A 19,282-nucleotide genomic window follows, 5' to 3' on the forward strand; every position below is an offset into this window, starting at 1 on the left:
CAATGGGGCGGCCTTGGACCACCTATCGGAGGCGTTTTTCATGTCGTCAGGATCCAGTGCTACGGATCTTTCCACTTCAGGCAAGCATCCCGGGGACTTCCTCGGGAACTATTACGAGCACCTGGCTGCCGAGGATGCTGCAAGCTATAGCGGCGACACTTTGGAAACCCGGGCCATGGCGCATCGAGAGCTCGCCCTGAGGCGGCCCAGCGGGCAAGCAGTCATCGGCATTCGCAATGAACGCAATTCCAGTGTCATTATGATAGCGACCGACGACATGCCGTTCCTGGTCGATTCCGTAACTGCGGAGATCGTGCGCCAGGATCTGGCTATCCGGATGCTCATGCATCCCACTTTTATTGCCATCCGCGACCGGACCAGCCACGAACTCGTAGAGCTTAAACGTGTACCGGCTCACTTGGGTGCCTCCAGTGGCGACACCGCCGCGCTACCGAATCTCGCAGAGTTCGTCGCCACGGGGGACAAAGCCTCGCATATCGAGTCTTGGATTTCAGTTGAGACTGTACGTATCTCCGGCGACGAGAAGGCACAGCAGGTCATTGATGGAATCCGTAAGGTGCTTGGTGACGTTCGCGTCGCTGTGGAGGATTGGTCTTCCATGCGCAGTCGCGTCAGGCAGATTGCCGCATCGTTGGAATCTGTTGCCGGCGCCGAGGAGATACCGGACCTTGACGAGGCCAAGGAACTCCTGGAGTGGCTGGACAACGGAAACTTCACTTTCCTGGGATACCGGGAATATGACCTTGCCAATCAGGCAGGGGAGGACGTGCTGTTGCTACGCGAGGGCACTGGGCTCGGCATTATGCGTGAGCTGCCGGAGGATCGGCATGTCCAGCATCTGACCGAGGAGGGGCGCGCTCGCGCCCGCGAGAAGCGCGCATTGGTCATAACCAAGGCGAATTCACGTTCCACAGTGCACCGGGCGGCGTACCTGGACTACATCGGAGTCAAGAGCTTTGATGCTCAGGGCAACGTCAACGGCGAGCGCAGGTTTATCGGCCTCTTCGCCAGCAGCGCTTACAACCGTTCAGTACGCAGCGTTCCCATCGTGCGTGAAAAGGTCGACGCAGTCCTCAGGCATTCCGGTTTTGCGCCCGACTCGCATTCGGGCAAGGACCTGCTTTCCATTCTTGAGTCGTACCCCCGGGATGAGATATTCCAGATGGGCACCCAGGAACTGGCGGACATCGCGATGGGTATCCTGCGGCTCCAGGAACGCCGGAGGACGCGACTCTTTCTCCGTCAGGACGTGTACGGCAGGTTCGTTTCAGCACTGGTCTACCTGCCCCGTGACCGTTACACCACGGCGGTACGACTGCGGATGCAGGACGAGTTGCGCAAGACCTTCGAAGCGAAGGCCATTGACTATGAAGCTCGGATGACCGAGTCCTCTTTGGCACGGTTGTTCTTCCGCATCCGGCTCAAGCATGGTTCCGAAGTGCCCCAGATCGATGTCGCAGACCTTGAGAGGCGCCTGGCGGCTGCGGCACGGTCGTGGTCCGAGGGTATTGATCAGATTGTACGGACGAAGTTTGACGGTGAGGACGCCGAGAAGCTTTCGGCGAAGTGGGCCGAAGCGTTCCCTGCCAGCTACCGGGTCGATTATGAGGTCGAAGATGCCCTTGAGGACATCGAACGCTTCGAGAGCTATAGCGAAAAGGCCGCTGTCAGCCCGATCATGCACGTGTACATTCCTGCGGATGTGCAGACGAAGGTCGAGGACGCCCGACTCAAACTCTATTTGCCGGAACCGCAGTCGCTGAGCCAGATCCTGCCAGTCTTTCAAAACCTCGGTTTGGAGGTTCTGGATGAACGACCGTTCGAAATCATCACTGCCGACGGCGAGGATTTCTTTCTTTACGATTTGGGTCTGAAGTATCCGCCTGAAGTGGACCCGCTCGCCACCGGTGGGCTCGTGCAGGACGCCTTTGGCGCCGTTGTCACAGGGCGGAGCGAATCCGACCGGTTCGACCGGCTGGTCGTGCAGGAACGGGTGCCTTGGCGAGAGGTCTCGATGCTGCGCAGCTACGCCCGGTATGTGCGGCAGTTGGGCTATGCAGGGTCGTATAGTTTTACCGCCGATACCTTGCTTGCAAACCCGGCGGTAGCCCACGCGTTGATCACGTTGTTCAAGGTTCGGTTCGATCCCGACCTGGACGAGGCTTCCCGGGCAGCTGCCCTTGATCAAGCGCGCGCAAGTCTTGCCGACGGGCTCCAGGCCGTTCCGACTCTGGACGCGGATCGCGTGCTTCGGACGCTGGCCAACGTCATTGAGGCCACTTCGCGGACCAACTACTTCCAGAACAAGCCCTACTTGAGCTTCAAACTGCGCCCGGAGGCCATCGAAGGAGCACCGTTCCCTCGGCCCAAATTCGAGATCTGGGTCTACTCGCCGCAGGTCGAAGGTGTGCACCTGCGCTTCGGCGAAGTCGCACGGGGTGGGCTTCGGTGGTCCGATCGCAGGGAAGACTTCCGCACGGAAATCCTCGGATTGGTCAAAGCGCAAACGGTCAAGAACGCCGTCATCGTGCCGACCGGTGCCAAGGGCGGCTTCTATGCCAAGCAGCTGCCTGACCCGGCGAATGACCGAGCTGCCTGGATGGCCGAAGGCCAGTCGAGCTACCGGACATTCATCCGCGGTCTGCTCGATATCACCGACAATCTTGTCCGGACGCCTGCCGGCCAGCAGGTTGTCCCACCCGAAAGCGTTGTCCGTCTAGACGGGGATGACACGTATTTGGTCGTTGCGGCAGATAAAGGCACGGCGAGCTTTTCTGACATCGCCAACGAAATATCGGCGGAGTACGGGCACTGGCTGGGGGACGCATTCGCCTCCGGTGGTTCCGTTGGTTACGACCACAAGGCCATGGGCATTACCGCTCGCGGGGCATGGGAATCTGTTAAGCGCCACTTCAGCGAGCTGGGCATCGACACCCAGCAGGAGAACTTCACGGTTGCCGGCGTAGGCGACATGAGCGGCGACGTCTTCGGCAACGGCATGTTGCTCTCGAAACACATTCGCCTCGTGGCAGCCTTCGACCACCGTCACATTTTCCTGGATCCCAATCCGGACCCAGCATCGTCGTACACGGAGCGTAAGCGACTGTTCGAACTGCCCCGGTCGTCCTGGGCCGACTACAATACGTCCCTGATCAGCGCGGGAGGAGGCGTGTATTCCCGGTCCATCAAGTCGATTGAGCTTTCTCGGGAAGTCCGTCAGGCTCTAGGACTGGATGAGAGCGTGACCGCGATCAGCCCGCCGGAACTGCTGCGCGCTATTTTGCAATCCCCCGTAGATTTGCTGTACAACGGCGGCATCGGTACTTATGTCAAGGCGTCCACGGAGTCCAACGCGGAGGTCGGAGACAAGGCCAACGACAACATCCGGGTCAACGGACAAGACCTGCGCGCCAGGGTCGTCGGCGAGGGCGGCAATCTTGGTATGACCCAGCGAGGCCGTATCGAGGCTGCGCTCAACGGAGTCATCCTTAATACGGATGCCATCGACAATTCTGCCGGTGTGGACTGCTCGGACCATGAGGTCAATATCAAGGTCTTCGTCGACCAACTGGTGGCAGCAGGCAAACTGCCGGCAGCAGAGCGCACGCAACTTCTCCAGTCCATGACCGACGAGGTCGGCCGGCTCGTCCTTGAGGACAACATCGACCAGAATGTCCTGCTGCTCAACGACCGTCAACGTGTCGTCGAGTGGAGCCCGAGTTATGAACGGCTGATGGACTGGCTGGAAAAGGCAGCCGACCTCAACCGTGAGCTCGAGGCACTGCCGACCACCAGCGAACTTCACGAGCGCATTGACAAGGGCAAGGGTCTGACATCGCCTGAGTTGGCGGTCCTCGCCGCCTACGCCAAAATCGAGCTGACCCGCGCGTTGACTCTTAGCAACCTTGCCGACGATCCGTACTTCGACAAAGTTCTTCGCGGCTACTTCCCGGTCCCGCTGGTCGAGCGGTTCGGGGCGGACCTGGCCCTGCATCCGTTGCGCCGTGAAATCATCGCCACGGTAGTCGCCAACGACATGATCAACATGGGCGGCATCACTTTTGCCTTCCGGGTGATGGAAGAGACATCGGTTGACGAAGCTGCGGTCGCTAAAGCGTTCGTCACGCTTCGCGAAATCTACGAACTGGACGAGCAGGTAGCTCAGCTCAACCAGCTGCCAGCCAACTTCCCGACCGAAGTCTGGTCGACCATCCATCTGGACATACGCAGGCTGCTCGACCGGGCAGTGCGCTGGTACGTCAACCAAGCCGACAGCGGTACTCCGGTCGGCGAAGGCATTGCGGCCTTCAAGCCGCTGATTGATCCGCTTCGGACCAGGCTGGTCAAGTACCTGCGCGGCAATGACCTGAAGCGGGTGCAGGAGTGGCGGCAGCAGGGCGAGCAGTGGGGACTTCCTGAGACGATTGCCCATCAGTGGGCCGAGCAATTCGAAAGCTTTGGATTGCTGGATGTAGCGCGCATAGCAGTCCGCGTTGAGGAACCCGTCGATACAGTTGCCCAGATCTACTTCGCCGTGTACGACAGGTTCGACATCGACGCCCTGCTAAACCGCATTACCAAACTGCCGCGCGAAGACCGGTGGCAGGCACTGGCCCGTGCCGCGATGCGTGACGACCTGTATTCGACCATCACGGACATGACGCTCGCAGTCATGAACAGCACAGAAGCGGATCTTGATGCCGATGACCGGATGCAGAAGTGGGTAACAGCCAATTCCGAGAGCATTGAACGAGCAAAGAACATGTTCGAGGAGATCAACCAGTTGGAGCATGATGACATGGCCTCCCTATCAGTTGCCCTGCGACTGATGCGTTCGACCGTACGGAGCTAATTTGGCCATCTTTACGGACCCGATAAAGGATTACGCAGATTTTGGGCCGGGGGACGCGGAGTGGCTCCACCTGTTGGTGGGGGATTGGCAGCTAATCGCAGATCTGGCGTTCGCCGATCTGGCGTTGTGGTTTCCAACCCCCGACGGCGGGTATGTGGCGTTGGCGCACGTCCGGCCTTCAACGACGCACACCGTCTTCCACAGCGACTTCGTGGGTGAGCGTATCCGGGCGGATCTGAAGCCTCTGGTTGACGCTGCCCGTGAATCGCAGGTCATTGAGCGTTCTGGCGAGACCAACTGGACCACCGAGATGGCCATGCGCGTCGAAGCCGTACCTATGGTGCGAAATGGCAGGACATTGGCCATTGTCACTTCCCATATGGATTTGTCGAGTTCCCGGATGCCGTCCAGGTTGGAACTGACCTATCGGCAGTGCGCTTATGATCTGCTGCACATGTGCACACTCGGCCTATGGCCGGATTTTGCTTCGCCCACGGGCTCACGCCGAGGTGCTCCCCGTGTCGGCGATGGACTCATTCGCATGGACGCCGAGGGAATCGTTGAGTATGCCAGCCCGAACGGCGTCTCAGCCTTCCGAAGGCTTGGCGACGTAGAATCGTTGGAAGGCCGATCGCTGGCTGAGATCACGACGGGGCTGCTCAAAGACCGCCGGATGGTCGACGAAACCCTTCCGCTGGTCGTCACGGGACGGATGCCGTGGCGGACTGAAATTGAATCACGCGGCGTAACCCTGACCCTTCGGGCCATTCCTCTACGCAATGAGCAGGAGCGCTTCGGCTCGCTGGTGCTTTGTCGGGATGTCTCGGAGCTGCGGCGAAGGGAAATGGAGCTGGTTTCCAAGGATGCGACGATCCGGGAAATCCACCACCGCGTCAAGAACAACTTGCAGACCGTGGCTGCACTGCTCAGGATGCAATCACGGCGGATGGTCAGTGAGGAAGGAAAGCAGGGGCTGGAGCAGGCCATGCGCCGTGTTTCTACTATCGCCCTGGTGCATGAGACGTTGTCGCAGGGGTTAGCGCAGAATGTGGATTTCGATGAGTTGATCGGGCGGCAGTTCCGGCTTTCGGCCGAAGTGGCCTCTCCTACGCAGACGGTCAGCACCGAACGCAGCGGCGATTTTGGTGAACTGCCGAGTGAATTTGCAACGCCGCTCGCGCTGGTCATCAACGAATTGGTGACAAACGCCGTCGAGCACGGCTTGGACGGCCGGACGGGTACGGTCTGGCTGACGGCTGAGCGGGAGCCCAGCGAGGCGGAGACGGAACTCCTCAAAGTCACCATTGCCGATGATGGCGTCGGGTTGCCCGAAGAGGCCAAGAGCGACGGTCTCGGTCTGCAGATTGTGCGGACACTGGTCACCAGTGAGCTGGGCGGAACCATTGAGTGGAGCCCGAGGGAGGGCGGTGGAACGTGCGTCAACATCGAACTGATCCTCGACCCTACGATCCCTCGTTGAGTCCAGGCAAAGGAGAGGCCGCCACCTTTTGGGTGACGGCCTCTTGCCTAGGCACTGCGATTCAGGAAGCGCGGCGGGCCCGTGCAGCCCGGCGTTTGAGAGCACGGCGCTCGTCTTCGCTCATGCCGCCCCAGACGCCGGCATCCTGACCGGACTCAAGCGCCCACTGGAGGCAAGTGTCGATCACGGGGCAGCGCCGGCAAACGCTCTTTGCTTCCTCGATCTGGAGCAGTGCCGGACCGGTGTTTCCCACGGGGAAAAACAGCTCCGGGTCCTTGTCGAGGCACGCCGCGCGGCTACGCCAATCCATGCTGATCACATACTCCTTTTAAATGGGGTCCGATGGAATTCTCTTGTGAAAACGTTCACGAACGGACTCATAGTAAAGGGGGCTCTGATGGCCCCCGTTCGCTTCAGATCAAGAGTTTCACGTTAAATCCGTGTAAACAAGGGGTTCTGCTGACTTAATCGTTCAGAAACGTGAGTCATTCATCACAGGCTTGATACTATGCCGCTTTTGCTCTGATGTATGGCAACCGGCTGAGTACCGACTATCTAAGGTAGGGTGCCTATGTGTCAATACCTCCGGCCTCTTCAGCACCTACTAAGCGTCCGATTGCGATCATCGTCATCGCCGGAGTTGTCGTCCTGGAGGCACTGGCACTTTTGGCGGTCGCGGGGTGGTTCGTCTACGGCTTGCTGACGCAAACGCCGACCTCCTTCGGCGGAGCCGTGTTCCAACTAGTGCTGTTGGTGCTCCTTGCCGGGTGGCTTCTGGCCGTAGGCCATTTTCTTTTTCGTGGCTACCGATGGACGAGAGCCGCAGCCCTGGTGTGGCAGCTGTTTATCATTGTCATCGCGGTGCCGACTCTCTCCGGAGGACTGGTCGGTCCCGGGCTGGCGCTGCTGTTGCCGGCCGCCGTGGTGATGCTGCTGATATTTACCCGTCCGGTGACGGAATTCCTGACCAAAGGGGCCGCGCCGACGGCTCTGTAACCGGGACTTGCCTCAATGTGCGAAGGCTATTTGCAGCGTCACGTTCCGGCCACTCTGGATTGACCAGGCCCGCCCTGGCGGGGACTGCGATTGGTCAAGCCGGATCCCGAAAAAATCACCGTCGCTTGGAGATTGCGGCGAAAGCACCATGCCTGTTCCGGTGACCCGCGCCGCGGAGGCCAGCGGGACCTGCTGCAGCAACGTTGGGCCCGGAACAGCGGTCACAACCGCGGCAGCGCCTGCCGCGACCAATTCAGTGAGGCGCCGCTGTGCCGTCGGACCCAACCTGTGGGCGTTATCGACGAGCATCAAGGCACCGGGTCCCCCGATATCCAGCTCTTCCCAGAACCGCTCCGGCTCAATTCCGACCGGCGGCCAATGGCACCGGAACTGTCCGGCGGACTGGCGATTCAGAACCTGGAGTAAGTTGGTTTTGCCGCTCCCGGCCCGACCGAGGACCAGCAATGCCTCTCCGGGGACTATCTTCACGAACGATGCTTCCAGTTCATCGCCTTCGACGCCGATGACGAGATGCTTGTCATCGGGCAGGATAGCTTCCGGCAGGCAAGAGAGGCCGATGCACGCAGGCAGCGGCTCCACCTTGAACGGGCGGCTTCGAGGCGGCAATGGAGGAAGGCGGACACCGGCGCTCAGCAACTGGGCAACGGCCGGGGATTTAGCGCCGATCCGTCCTCGGACCATGGCGCGGCCGGCAACGAATTCCATCGGCGGGAGTTTCGGCCAGGACATAAGGTCCTCCGGGCTGCTGCCGGCCGGAAGGAAGAGCTTGTTGCCCAGCAGCCCGAAATACCTGCCGGTCACGAGTTCCCGTTCCCCGGACATCACCAGGATGACAGACGTCCTGGCGCCGTCCCTGGCAATGTCCTGTACACACTCCTCTGCCCAGGCGAGGCGGCTGTTCCGAAAGGCAGAGGCCCAACGGCCCCACCCGGTGACAAGGACCACCAGGGGAATTGGGACAGGTCCAGACCCGATGGGTGCAGCAGCCGACAGACGGCCAAGACGGTCAGCGACCACATCGGCGAGCTTGCGCAGGAGGCGTGCGGCACGTTCGACGTCTTGGGGGCCGGTGTATGCACCCGTCCGTCCGGCTCCTGCCAATGCAACCAGCGAGCCATCCCCGTCAAGTACATAGCAATGGCGTTCCGGATCTCCGGCGAGTAGCGACGCGGACAGGGCACAGACCAGCTCCAAGGCTCCGCTGCCGTCCACACCGACAATAGCTAGATGTCCGTCCTTCTCAGGGTGCCACCGGAGGACGCGCTGACACTGTTCCTCCGGGATATCCAGCAGTCCCAGAACCACGGCGCCAGTGCCAGCATTCCCTGATACGAGATCCTCCGGAACGATGACATCCGGCAACGGGGGCGTCAACTCGCGGAGGGGTCCGGGCAGCTGCGCCGCGGCAGCGGCACCGCGCAGTTCCTCGACGAGAGCCTTGGCAGGGTCAAGGGCAGGGGACCACGTCTGCCGGCAGGCAACGTTACCTTCACCGTCTTCAGTAGGCAGATCGTTTCCCCGCTCAAGCCAGTCCTCAAGGCTCATCGCCAAAAAGTCCGTCCCGATGCTGCGGACTGTCGCTGAGGCTGACTGGAATTCGTACGGTGCTCCTGATCCGGTCCTTAGGAAGGCTCGTCCCGGTGAACCGACATCGATGGCGGCCGCGGCGGGTGAGTCGATCACATCGGACGACTCCAGCACTGTCTGCACGCGCAAGGCGATCGCCGTCGTGACATTGGCGCGGATATCGGAAGTGATGGCTCCTTGCGGCCGCTGTGTTGCCATCACAAGGTGGACGCCGAGCGATCTTCCCAACGCTGCGATTCGCATGAGTTCCGGAACTGCCCGCGGCACCTCGTCGGCGAGCATCCGGAATTCATCAATGACGACGACGAGTCGCGGCAGTACGCCGGGCCGGCATTCGCTGATGTCCGTCGCCCCCAAGCCAGCTAATTCCGTTTCACGCCGCTGTACCTCGGCCCGCAGCCAGATGAGGGCGCGGTTGACGTTCTCCGCCGAAAGATCTGTCAGGAGGCCGATGCTGTGCGGTAAGTCCGAGAGCAGCCCGAGCCCTGCCCCGCCTTTGAAATCCACCAGGAGGAAGTGCACCTTCTGCGGCGGGTGCCCGTGCGCCAGACCGAGGACAAGCGACCGAAGCAATTCGGATTTACCTGATCCGGTGGTGCCGGCGACGAGCAGATGAGGACCGTCAACGGTCAGGTCAAGTTCGAGCGGGCCGCACTCGCCGATGCCCAGTACGGCACGCAGCCCGTGTACCGATGCGTTGGCGGCCCATCGCGGGCCCGCGGAAGTCCGCGGTAGAAGGGACTCCAACGCACACATGTCCGGAACCCCGGCCAGCACGGCGTCGGTGCCGCTTGGTACGGCGGCCGCAGACAAGCGAGCGAACCGCTCAAGTGTCTGGTCTGAAACGAGGTCCGGCACGAAACCACGCCGGTCCGCGCTCTCGTGCAGCAAGCCCTGCTGGAAAGACAGTTCGATCCGTAGGCCGACATCGGCTCCGCCTGCGAACCAGAGCACTGCAGGCGGGTTTTCAAGTCCCTCCAGGACGGACTCGGCTTCATCCGGCCGGCCGACGATCAGTACGACCGCTTCATCCGGAGCGGACCCCAGTAGCTCGGCAAGCGCACCGGGACGGCTGCAGAGCGCTGTGCTCGGGAGGAACCGTGCCGCTGCAGGCAGTGACTGTGGATCGCCGAAGCAGATCACCCGAAACCGCGAACGTAGAGCCCGGGCACCCAGCTGCAGTAAGCAGGAATTGAGCATCCGGTGCAGCGCGCCGTTGCTGCCCCTGAAGACGATGCTGCGCTCCGCCAGCAGATCCAATGCCACCGGTAACCCAGGCAAGGCCGGCAGCTCCCGGTTGTCCGCTCCAGCAGGAAATTCGATCTTCGGCGCGTCTTCTGCTGTCCCGAGGCGAAGCCACAGATGCTCCGGCCTCGCCGGAGTGACGGGAAAAGGCTCGCCTAGGAGCAGGCTGTACAACAATCTCGCCGGATCCGGTGCGCTCAGAAAGCGCCGCACGGCGTCGTGTGCAACGGCCCGGTCCACGGCCGCCTTGAAGCGTTTGCGCTGCGATTTTCCCGCCGCATAAGGAATGGCAGCCGTCAGCAGGGACAGGCCACTGAACGCGAGGAAGAACCACATTCCGGTCAGTACAGCCAGGGCAACGCCCGCTACCAGCGGGAGCCCCGCCAGCAACAGGGTCATTTTTCCTCGGCCCTCCGGCGCCCGTGCATTAACCGGCACCGGTACTGCAAGGTCCTCGTCAGGGGTAAGCGCTTCGGGTGGTTCGCTGCCCACCCACAACGAGAGCCTGCTGTTGCCCGCCGCGATACTCATCCCGGAGGTCAGCATGGAGGACTTCCTCGCGTTTCCATCCACCTCGATGCCGTTGGCGGACCCAAGATCCGAAATACGGATCTCACGCTCGGTGATGCTGAGCACTGCATGCTTTCTCGACAGTGCCGGGTCATCTATGCCGACGGCGCAGCCGTCCCGGCCAATTGAATGGTTTCCTCGCGGGAGTTCGAATATCCGGCCTGAGTCCGGTCCTCCCGTCACTGCCAAAGTAAGGCCAGCTGCGGCACCTGAGGCGACGCCTGCATCGCGGGGGCCCGAAACGGACGACCGATGCCGGGGCCGGAACGTAGCCGTGCCGCTGCAGACCACAACGGCACCGTTCACCAGCGGGAAGCTGTGGGTCGTCAGGCCTTCCAACGGCTCGCCGCCAATGCTCAGCACCAGCTGACTACTCCCAAGCTGGTCCTGCAGCCACGTCGCCAGGACGCTCCCTGAGGAGGTTCCGCTGCTTTCGACGACGATTTCGCGATGGTCGGCAATCCAGCGGGCAGCGGATTCGGGCAGGCCTTCTGCTGTGGCAAGCGTGAGGTGCAGGGGCATCGGCTTTCCTTGACGGCTGACGTGTCGATCACCAGCACCATAGGCCGCGGGGCCAGGCTTGTGCTTGCCTGTTGCATCGCCTGTGGATAACGAACGTTCAATCCGAAGCGTCCGGCCAAGTAGCGATACGCTTGGACATGGGCCGCCGTATGGCGGGAGATTCGAGAGATGAGAAAAGGTTCCCCTCTGGTGAAGATTGCTGTCATAGCTTTGGGAAAGATCGGTCTGCCGCTGGCTGTCCAGTTCGCATCCAAGGGGCACGAGGTTCTCGGCGTTGACGTCAATGCCGACGTGGTGGCGAAGATCAATGCCGGACAGGAGCCGTTTCCGGGCGAAGCGCACCTGCAGGAAAAGCTTGCCGAGCTGATTCCTTCAGGCCGTTTGCGGGCCACTACCAGCTATGCCGACGCGGTACCGGAGGCGGACGCCGTCGTCCTGGTGGTTCCCTTGTTCGTTGACGACCAGGCGCGCCCTGACTTCGGCTGGATGGATATGGCGACGGCGGAGCTGGCGCGGCATTTGCGGCCCGGCACGCTGGTTTCCTACGAAACGACGCTGCCGGTCGGTACCACCCGCACCCGGTGGAAGCCGATGCTGGAGGAAGGATCGGGGCTGAGCGAGGGTACGGACTTCCATCTGGTCTTTTCCCCGGAGCGGGTGTTGACGGGGCGGGTGTTTGAGGATCTGCGCAAGTACCCCAAGCTGATCGGTGCCCTGTCCGAAGCCGGTGCCGCCAAGGCCACAGATTTCTACGAAGCTGTGCTGGACTTCGACGAGCGTCCCGATCTGCCCCGGCCCAACGGCGTCTGGGACCTGGGCTCCGCCGAGGCATCCGAGCTGGCGAAGTTGGCCGAGACGACGTACCGTGATGTCAACATCGGGCTGGCCAACCAGTTTGCGCGTTACGCTGCCACAGCCGGGATCGACATCTACCAGGTAATTGAGGCGTCGAACTCGCAGCCCTACAGCCACATCCACCAGCCCGGCATTGCCGTGGGCGGGCACTGCATTCCGGTATATCCGCGGCTGTATCTGTGGAATGATCCGGAGGCCACCGTGGTCCGCGCAGCCCGCGAGGCAAATGCCGGGATGCCTGATTACACCATCGGGCTCCTGGAAGGTGCCTTCGGCGACCTGGCCGGCGCGCGCGTCGTCGTACTTGGTGCTGCCTACCGGGGCGGGGTGAAAGAAACGGCGTTCTCCGGTGTGTTCGGTGCCGTGGAAGCGATTACGGCCCGCGGCGGCAAGGCGCTGGTCCACGATCCGCTCTACAGCGACGAGGAACTGGCGCAGCTGGGATTTGCCCCCTACCAATTGGGCGAGCCGGCCGACGCTGCCGTGGTGCAGGCCAACCATGCCGAATACCGGGATCTCGGACCGGCGGACCTGCCCGGCGTCAAGGTTTTCATCGACGGCCGGCGCATCAGTTCCGCCGAGCAGTGGCCGGGCGTGACCTACCGTGTCATCGGCAAGGCCTGAGCGGTTGCGGACGTTCAAGATAACGACGGCGGCCGGCACCGCCAGGGAAAGGAATCACCTGTGAGCTTCATCGCTGAGACGGCGGACGTCTCGGACCGTGCACGGCTGGGCGACGGAACCAAGGTATGGCATCTGGCCCAGGTCCGCGAGGACGCGGTGCTGGGGACGGACTGCATTGTGGGCAGGGGCGCCTATATCGGCACCGGCGTAACGATCGGGGACAACACCAAGATCCAGAACTACGCCCTGGTCTACGAACCGGCGCGGCTGGGCCGCGGGGTCTTCATCGGCCCGGCCGTGGTGCTGACCAATGACACCTACCCCCGCTCGGTGGGCCCGGATGGTTCCCTGAAGAGTGCCGATGACTGGACTCCGGTGGGCGTGACTATTGAAGACGGTGCCTCGATCGGTGCCCGTGCAGTGTGTGTTGCCCCGGTGACCATCGGGCAATGGGCCACCGTCGCGGCCGGTGCCGTAGTGACCAAGGATGTCCCGGCGTTCGCGTTGATGGCCGGCGTTCCGGCCAAGCGGATTGGCTGGGTGGGCCGGGCAGGTCACCCGCTGCGGCAGAACGACGGCGGCGACCCGCTTTCGTGGGTCTGTCCCGAGACCGGGGCAACCTACATCGAAGAGGGCGGAACGCTGCGGGAAACCGGATCCGTCGGCGACCGCAGGGCCCCGGCAAACGAGGAGAGCTAATTGAGCAAGGACTTTATTCCGGCAGCCAAGCCGATCGTCGGCGAGGATGAACGGGCGGCCGTCGACGCGGTGCTGGTCTCCGGCATGCTGGCCCAGGGCGCCGAAGTGGCTTCTTTCGAAGAGGAGTTTTCCTCGGTCTTGCTGGACGGCCGCGCTGCAGTCGCGGTGAATTCCGGTACCTCGGGGCTGCATTTGGGCCTGCTGGCGGCTGGCATCGGTCCGGGCGACGAAGTCATTGTGCCGTCCTTCACCTTCGCGGCCACGGCAAACTCAGTGGCGCTCGCCGGGGCAACTCCGGTTTTCGCCGATATCGAACCTGACCATTACTGCCTGTCCGCGGCGGCTGCCGAAGCGGTCCTGACCGAGCGGACCAAGGCCATCATGCCCGTCCACCTGTACGGGCATCCGGCCAACATGGATGACCTCGGCGCGCTCGCCAGCTCCCGCGGGCTTGCGTTGTTCGAGGACGCAGCCCAGGCCCACGGCGCCGCCCTGAACGGGAAGAAGGTTGGCACCTTCGGCACGTTTGCCATGTTCAGCCTGTACCCGACGAAGAACATGACTTCAGGCGAAGGAGGGATGGTCTCCACCGCTGACGACGACGTCGCGCGGCGGCTGCGGCTGCTGCGGAACCAGGGCATGGAACGCCAGTACGAGAACGAACTCGTCGGCTTCAACGCCCGGATGACCAATCTGCATGCCGCTATCGGGCGGGTGCAGCTGAGGAAGGTAGTTGGCTGGACCGAACGCCGCCAGGCTAACGCCGCGTTCCTAACCGGCAACCTCGACGGAGTGGGCACGCCGGCGGTGGCCGAGGGCGCCGAGCACGTCTACCACCAGTACACGGTCCGGGTGCCGGCGGGGGAGCGGGACCGTTTCGCGGCCGCGCTGAGGGAGGAATACAACATCGGTTCCGGCGTCTATTACCCCATCCCCAACCACCGGCTGCCGTCCTTCAACCGGGACGCGGACCTGCCGCACACCGAGCAGGCCTCGCGCGAAGTGCTCTCGCTGCCGGTCCACCCGTCACTGGACGCCGAGGATCTGGACCGCATCGTCACCGCGGTCAACGCGCTGGCCAAGGCAGGTGCGTAAGCGATGGCCAAACTACGGGCCGGCCTGATCGGGCTGGGCATGATGGGCCGCCACCATGCCCGCGTGCTGGGCGAAACCGACGGGGTCGAACTAGTCGCCGTGGCGGATGCCTACGGGGACCCGCATGGGGTGGCCGCGGACGTGCCGCTCCGGAACACCGTGGAAGAACTCATCGCCCACGGGCTGGACATGGTGGTCTGCGCGGTACCCACCGGGCTGCATGAGGAGGTCGGCCTGGCCTTGGCCGAGGCGGGCATCCACACCCTGATCGAGAAGCCGATCGCCTCCACCGTCGACGGCGGTCTGCGCTTGGCCGAGGCCTTCGAGGCCAAAGGCCTGGTCGGCGCCGTCGGACATATCGAACGCTACAACCCCGCCCTGCAGTCGCTGCGTGCGCGGCTGGAAAAAGGCGACCTAGGCACCGTCTACCAGATCGCCACCCGCCGGCAGGGACCGTTTCCGGCGCGGATCGCCGACGTCGGAGTGATCAAGGACCTGGGCACACACGATATCGACCTGACGGCCTGGCTGGCACAAAGCGAATACCAGTCAGTCAGCGCCCGCGCGACCACCCGGTCCGGACGCGAGCACGAAGACATGGTTGCTGCCACCGGGCAGCTGGCCAACGGCATCATCACCAGCCATCTGGTCAACTGGCTCTCGCCCATGAAGGAACGCGTCACGGTTGTCACCGGCGAACGCGGATCCTTCCTCGCCGATACGCTCACCGCTGACCTGACCTTCTACGAAAACGGCACCATCAGCACTCAGTGGGACTCCGTGGCCAACTTCCGCGGCGTCTCCGAAGGCAATGTCACCCGCCTGGCCATCCCGAAACGCGAGCCCCTGAAGGTGGAACACGAAGCCTTCCGCGACGCAGTGCTGGCGGCCCGCGGGGAATCTTCGACGGCCCCGGAAACGCCGGCCGCGCAGATCGTCACCATGCGCGAGGGCCTGAATACCCTGCGCGTTGCCGAAGCCATGGTGGACTCCAGCCGCGAGGCCAGGACCATCCGGCTGCAGGACTGACCGGGCGTGCGTATCCTGGTCGCTACCCGGATCTATGCCCCGGAAGCGGGCGCCGCAGCGTACCGGCTTGCTGCTACCGTCCGGGCACTGGTCGAAGCCGGGCACGACGTCACCGTGCTGACCACCCGGGCTCCGAAGAACTCCGGTGGCTCTGCCCGCGGTGCCGCTGCGTCCCGAAGTATGGCCGGCACGCCGGCAGCACGGACCGCCAAGCTGAAACGCTGGCCAGTGCTGCGCGACAAAACCGGTGCCGTCCGCGGCTATGTGCAGTACGCCAGTTTTGATATCCCGCTGTTTTTCCGCCTGCTGGCAGCACGAAACTTTGACGCTGTGCTGGTGGAGCCGCCTCCCACCACTGGCGTGGTGGTCCGCGTGGCCTCGCTGCTGCTGCGCCGGCCGTACATTTATTTCGCCGCAGACGTCAGCTCGAATGCGGCTGCAGGGATCGGTGTGAACCCGGTTGTGGTCAAAGTGCTGCGCGCCGTGGAGAGATGGGTGCTTTCCGGGGCAGCGGGAGTGCTGAGCGTCTCGTCCGGTGTCAGCGATGCCGTTCGGGAACTGACGGACGGCCGTGCCGCCGTGACCGAAGTCGGCACGGGAATCGATACCGATACCTTTGCACTGCAGACCACGGAGCGGCAGGAAGTGACGGCCGGTCCGGCAACATTCGTTTACGCGGGCACCATGTCAGAGATCCAGGGCGCCGGCGTTTTCGTGGACGGCTTCCTGAAGATTCTGGATAGCCATCCGGCAGCCCGGTTGCTGATGTACGGGCAGGGCGTGGAGCTTGAAGAGCTCAAACGCAGGGCAGCTCCGGCCGGGAACCGCATCCGCTTCATGGGCGTGGCCGGCGGCGAGGAGATAGCTGCAGCGATGAGCCGGGCAGCAGCCGGGCTGGCTTCCGTCCGGCCGGCACGGGGCTATGACTTCGCGTTCGCCACCAAGGCCTTTGCCAGCCTGGCCTGCGGGGCACCGGTCATCTACTCCGGCGTGGGCCCGCTGCGCGCGATCGTCGCGGAGAATTCGCTGGGACACAGCGTCGACTGGGACTCAGGAGCCGTGGCAGCTGCCATGAGCGAAGTGTTGGAGCAGCCCGCGGACCCGGACGAACGCCGCCGGTTGTCGAGCTGGGTTGAGCAGAATTACTCACTGCGCAGCGTGGGGACCCGCGCGGCTGATGCTGTTGCCTCCGCAGCCGGACGGGACCGGCATTGAACGGGCTTGCCCGGGAAGAAGAATCGTTAGCCCAGTAGGCGGGTCAGCAGACCGCGGGTGACCGCCTCGTCCTCCGCAGAACTGAGGGCTTGCGCGGCCCGGTGCACATTCGCCTTGTAGCGTTCCACTTCCTCGGCGGTGAGCGCGGCCAGGGTGCGGGACAGGGATTCGGTGCTGAAGTCCTCGGTCACGGCACCCAGATCATACTGGTGCATCAGCCGGGCGGTTTCGGGGGAGGGGCTGAACACTAGGGCCAGGCGGGCCTGGACGAAGTCGAAGAACTTGTTCGGGAGCATGAGCCTGTGGTTGGTGGTGCGCGGCGGGAGGCTGAAGACGCCGACGTCGTACTTATTCAGCGTGGCCGGCAGTTCGTCGGGTGCGACAGCGTCGTGGAAGGTGATGCGGTGGTCTCCTGCCGCCAGCTCCTTGAGCTGCTGCCAGTACCGTCCGCCGTCGCGCGCCTTGACCAGATACAGATCCAAGCTGAAGCGATCGTCCAGGGCCCGGAAGGCTTCGATGGTGCCCTCCAGGTTCCGGCCCGGAATTGCTGCGCCGCTGTGGACCAAGCGGATTTTGCCGGCGACCGGCACCGATGGCTCCAAATCCCGGTACGGGCCGGCGTTGCGGACCACCTCGGTATCAATGCCGAACTGTTCCGCATACAAGGCCGCGATCGAAGCGTTAACGGCCGTCACCGCCGTCGTACGTGGCAGGTATTTGGCGCAGATTGCCCACATGTAGGGCTTGACCAGCAACCGCCACGGCAGCACATGAGCGCGCTCTTCCGGGGCCCACTCGTGCATGTCGCCCCATACCGGGGTGCCGCCGGCGATCGCGTGGGCCAGCGGCAGGGCACGGGCCTCGTTGGCCACGATCAGGTCGAAGGTCCGGCCGCGGACCAGGGCGAGCGCCTGTTTGACTGCGGGGGCCGCCAGTTCCACCGATGCGTGTCGGCGGAGTCCCAGCCGCAGAACGCCGGACAGGGTCTGCGGGAGAGAGGGCAGGGCGGAATCGATTTCCAAGTGCGTGGTGGAGCCTGGCGGGCAGTTGCCGTAGGAGAGCGTGGTGACCTCGCCGGCCTCCGCGAGCAAGGCCACTTGGCGCAAGACGCGTGAATCGGCCTCGATGTCGGAGAAGGAGATACAAAGTATCTGTTGGGGCACCGTCATTCCTTACCTCAGTGCTGGGAAGCGGCACACGTGGGCCCGGTGCCTGCCCGGACCGTATCCGGACCGTGACCAGCCTACCTGCCGCCGGGTCTGCAGCCGGTCCGTGTTGCCGGGCTACTATGGCTGTGACAGACGCGGCCACGGCCGCCGCTCCAGCCAACAGCCGGGTCAGGAAGCCACGTGAAGATCGCGATTACCAAGAGCACCTTGCGCATACCGCCGACGTACTTCGCCACGGCCCACGCCGAACAGCTCAAGGCCAGCCACGATTTCCACCTCTTTACCCTGGTCGCCGAGATCACCGACAGATCCGTTACCGTGCCCGTGACCGATTTTGTACCCGGCCAGCTGCTGGGTTTCCGCCGTCGTGAATTGGTCATGCCCGCGTTCATGCCCGCCATGACCCTGGCCATTCGGCGCTTCAAACCGGATCTGATCCACCAGCACTTCGGTACTTGGTCCCAGCCAGCGGTGCAGGCATCCCGCCAAGGCACTCCGCTGGTGACTACCCTGCACGGTTCCGATGTGGTCTCGCTCGGGAACCCGGCCGATACATTCATGGCCAAGTGGCACCACCGCAATGTGCTGGCAGCCGCTTCCCAAAGCAAGCGGATTCTGGCCGTCAGCAACTATCTGGCGGGCCGTGCCACGGCGCTCGGACTGGACGCGGACAAGATCGAGGTGCACTACCAGGGCGTCGACACGGACTACTTTGTCCCGGGCAGTCATGACAGCGAGGGCACCCCCGTGGTGCTCTTCGTGGGGACCTTGAACACCCAGAAGGGCACTAGGGATCTTATCGATGCCTCGCTCGCCGTCTGGCGGAAGGCCCATCACCGGCTGGTTGTGATCGGAGACGGACCCTTGCGGGACGCCGTCGAGGAGCAGGCCGCCAGCCACCCGCACATTGATTTTCTCGGCCGGCTGGACCGGGAAGCCATCCGCGGCTGGATGCAGCAGGCGCACATTCTGGTGGCGCCCAGCCAGGAGGCCGGCGGAGCGCGGGAGGCGGCTGGCCTGGTGCTGTTGGAAGCACAAGCCTGCGGAACGCCGGTGCTCGCGTACCGCAGCGGCGGGATTCCGGAAATGCTCGACGACGGCACCACCGGCCTGCTCGCCAGCGAAGCGGACTTCTCCCAGCTCCAGAGCCGGCTGCTGCAACTGCTTCAGCTCGGCAGCGGAGAGTATCTGGCCATGCGGCGCGCTGCCCGGAATTTCGTCGTCGAACATCGCAGCCTCGCCGGCAGCAGCAAAGAGTTGGACGCCCATTATCGGCAGGTGCGCGAGCTCGGTTGAGCGGCT

The 19,282-nt window shown here is 63.3% G+C and carries 12 protein-coding genes; 9 read left to right on the plus strand and 3 right to left on the minus strand.

The window, feature by feature from the left end; translation table 11 throughout:
* The first annotated feature begins 40 nt into the window (after positions 1-40).
* Positions 41-4,873, plus strand: coding sequence for an NAD-glutamate dehydrogenase (locus tag HGO92_RS09445; protein WP_169994084.1), 4,833 nt, complete (start codon positions 41-43; stop codon positions 4,871-4,873).
* 1 nt (position 4,874) lies between these two features.
* Positions 4,875-6,353, plus strand: coding sequence for a sensor histidine kinase (locus HGO92_RS09450; RefSeq protein WP_169994087.1), 1,479 nt, complete (start codon positions 4,875-4,877; stop codon positions 6,351-6,353).
* Between the two features lie 61 nt (positions 6,354-6,414).
* On the opposite strand, the gene HGO92_RS09455 is transcribed toward HGO92_RS09450, so the two are convergent.
* The gene (locus HGO92_RS09455; protein ID WP_026818945.1) at positions 6,415-6,663 is read right to left on the minus strand and encodes a WhiB family transcriptional regulator; all 249 of its coding nucleotides are present in this window, start codon (positions 6,661-6,663) and stop codon (positions 6,415-6,417) included.
* Between the two features lie 263 nt (positions 6,664-6,926).
* Between HGO92_RS09455 and HGO92_RS09460 the strand changes: the two genes are divergently transcribed.
* Positions 6,927-7,349 (plus strand): hypothetical protein, encoded by a 423-nt coding sequence (locus HGO92_RS09460; protein ID WP_346768902.1) that lies wholly within the window; start codon positions 6,927-6,929, stop codon positions 7,347-7,349.
* A 12-nt stretch (positions 7,350-7,361) separates the two neighbouring features.
* On the opposite strand, the gene HGO92_RS09465 is transcribed toward HGO92_RS09460, so the two are convergent.
* Positions 7,362-11,294, minus strand: coding sequence for a type VII secretion EssC family protein (locus HGO92_RS09465; RefSeq protein WP_169994089.1), 3,933 nt, complete (start codon positions 11,292-11,294; stop codon positions 7,362-7,364).
* A gap of 189 nt (positions 11,295-11,483) precedes the next feature.
* Here HGO92_RS09465 and HGO92_RS09470 point away from each other — a divergent pair, with 189 nt between their 5' ends.
* Genes HGO92_RS09470 through HGO92_RS09490 form a run of 5 tightly spaced genes read left to right on the plus strand, consistent with a single transcriptional unit; the run spans position 11,484 to position 16,811 of the window.
* Entirely contained in the window at positions 11,484-12,773 is a 1,290-nt protein-coding gene (locus tag HGO92_RS09470; protein ID WP_169994091.1) for a nucleotide sugar dehydrogenase, read from the plus strand.
* A gap of 60 nt (positions 12,774-12,833) precedes the next feature.
* Positions 12,834-13,472 (plus strand): DapH/DapD/GlmU-related protein, encoded by a 639-nt coding sequence (locus HGO92_RS09475; RefSeq protein ID WP_169994093.1) that lies wholly within the window; start codon positions 12,834-12,836, stop codon positions 13,470-13,472.
* A complete protein-coding gene (locus HGO92_RS09480; protein ID WP_169994095.1) occupies positions 13,473-14,567 on the plus strand; it encodes a DegT/DnrJ/EryC1/StrS family aminotransferase in 1,095 nt (364 codons plus the stop codon).
* A gap of 3 nt (positions 14,568-14,570) precedes the next feature.
* Positions 14,571-15,596 carry a Gfo/Idh/MocA family protein gene (locus tag HGO92_RS09485; protein ID WP_169994097.1) on the plus strand — a complete coding sequence of 342 codons (1,026 nt, stop codon included), beginning with the start codon at positions 14,571-14,573 and terminating at the stop codon, positions 15,594-15,596.
* Between the two features lie 6 nt (positions 15,597-15,602).
* Complete coding sequence (locus HGO92_RS09490) at positions 15,603-16,811, plus strand: glycosyltransferase (RefSeq protein ID WP_169994099.1); 1,209 nt, start codon at positions 15,603-15,605, stop codon at positions 16,809-16,811.
* 26 nt (positions 16,812-16,837) lie between these two features.
* Here the strand turns inward: HGO92_RS09490 and HGO92_RS09495 are convergent, their stop codons facing one another.
* On the minus strand, positions 16,838-17,980 hold the full coding sequence (locus tag HGO92_RS09495) for a glycosyltransferase (RefSeq protein WP_169994101.1): 1,143 nt from the start codon (positions 17,978-17,980) through the stop codon (positions 16,838-16,840).
* 180 nt (positions 17,981-18,160) lie between these two features.
* Between HGO92_RS09495 and HGO92_RS09500 the strand changes: the two genes are divergently transcribed.
* Positions 18,161-19,276: a glycosyltransferase gene (locus HGO92_RS09500; protein WP_169994103.1), complete on the plus strand. Its 1,116-nt coding sequence runs from the start codon at positions 18,161-18,163 to the stop codon at positions 19,274-19,276.
* The last annotated feature ends 6 nt before the right edge of the window (positions 19,277-19,282 follow it).

The organism is Crystallibacter degradans, from assembly GCF_012952295.1.
Taxonomy (GTDB): domain Bacteria; phylum Actinomycetota; class Actinomycetes; order Actinomycetales; family Micrococcaceae; genus Crystallibacter; species Crystallibacter degradans.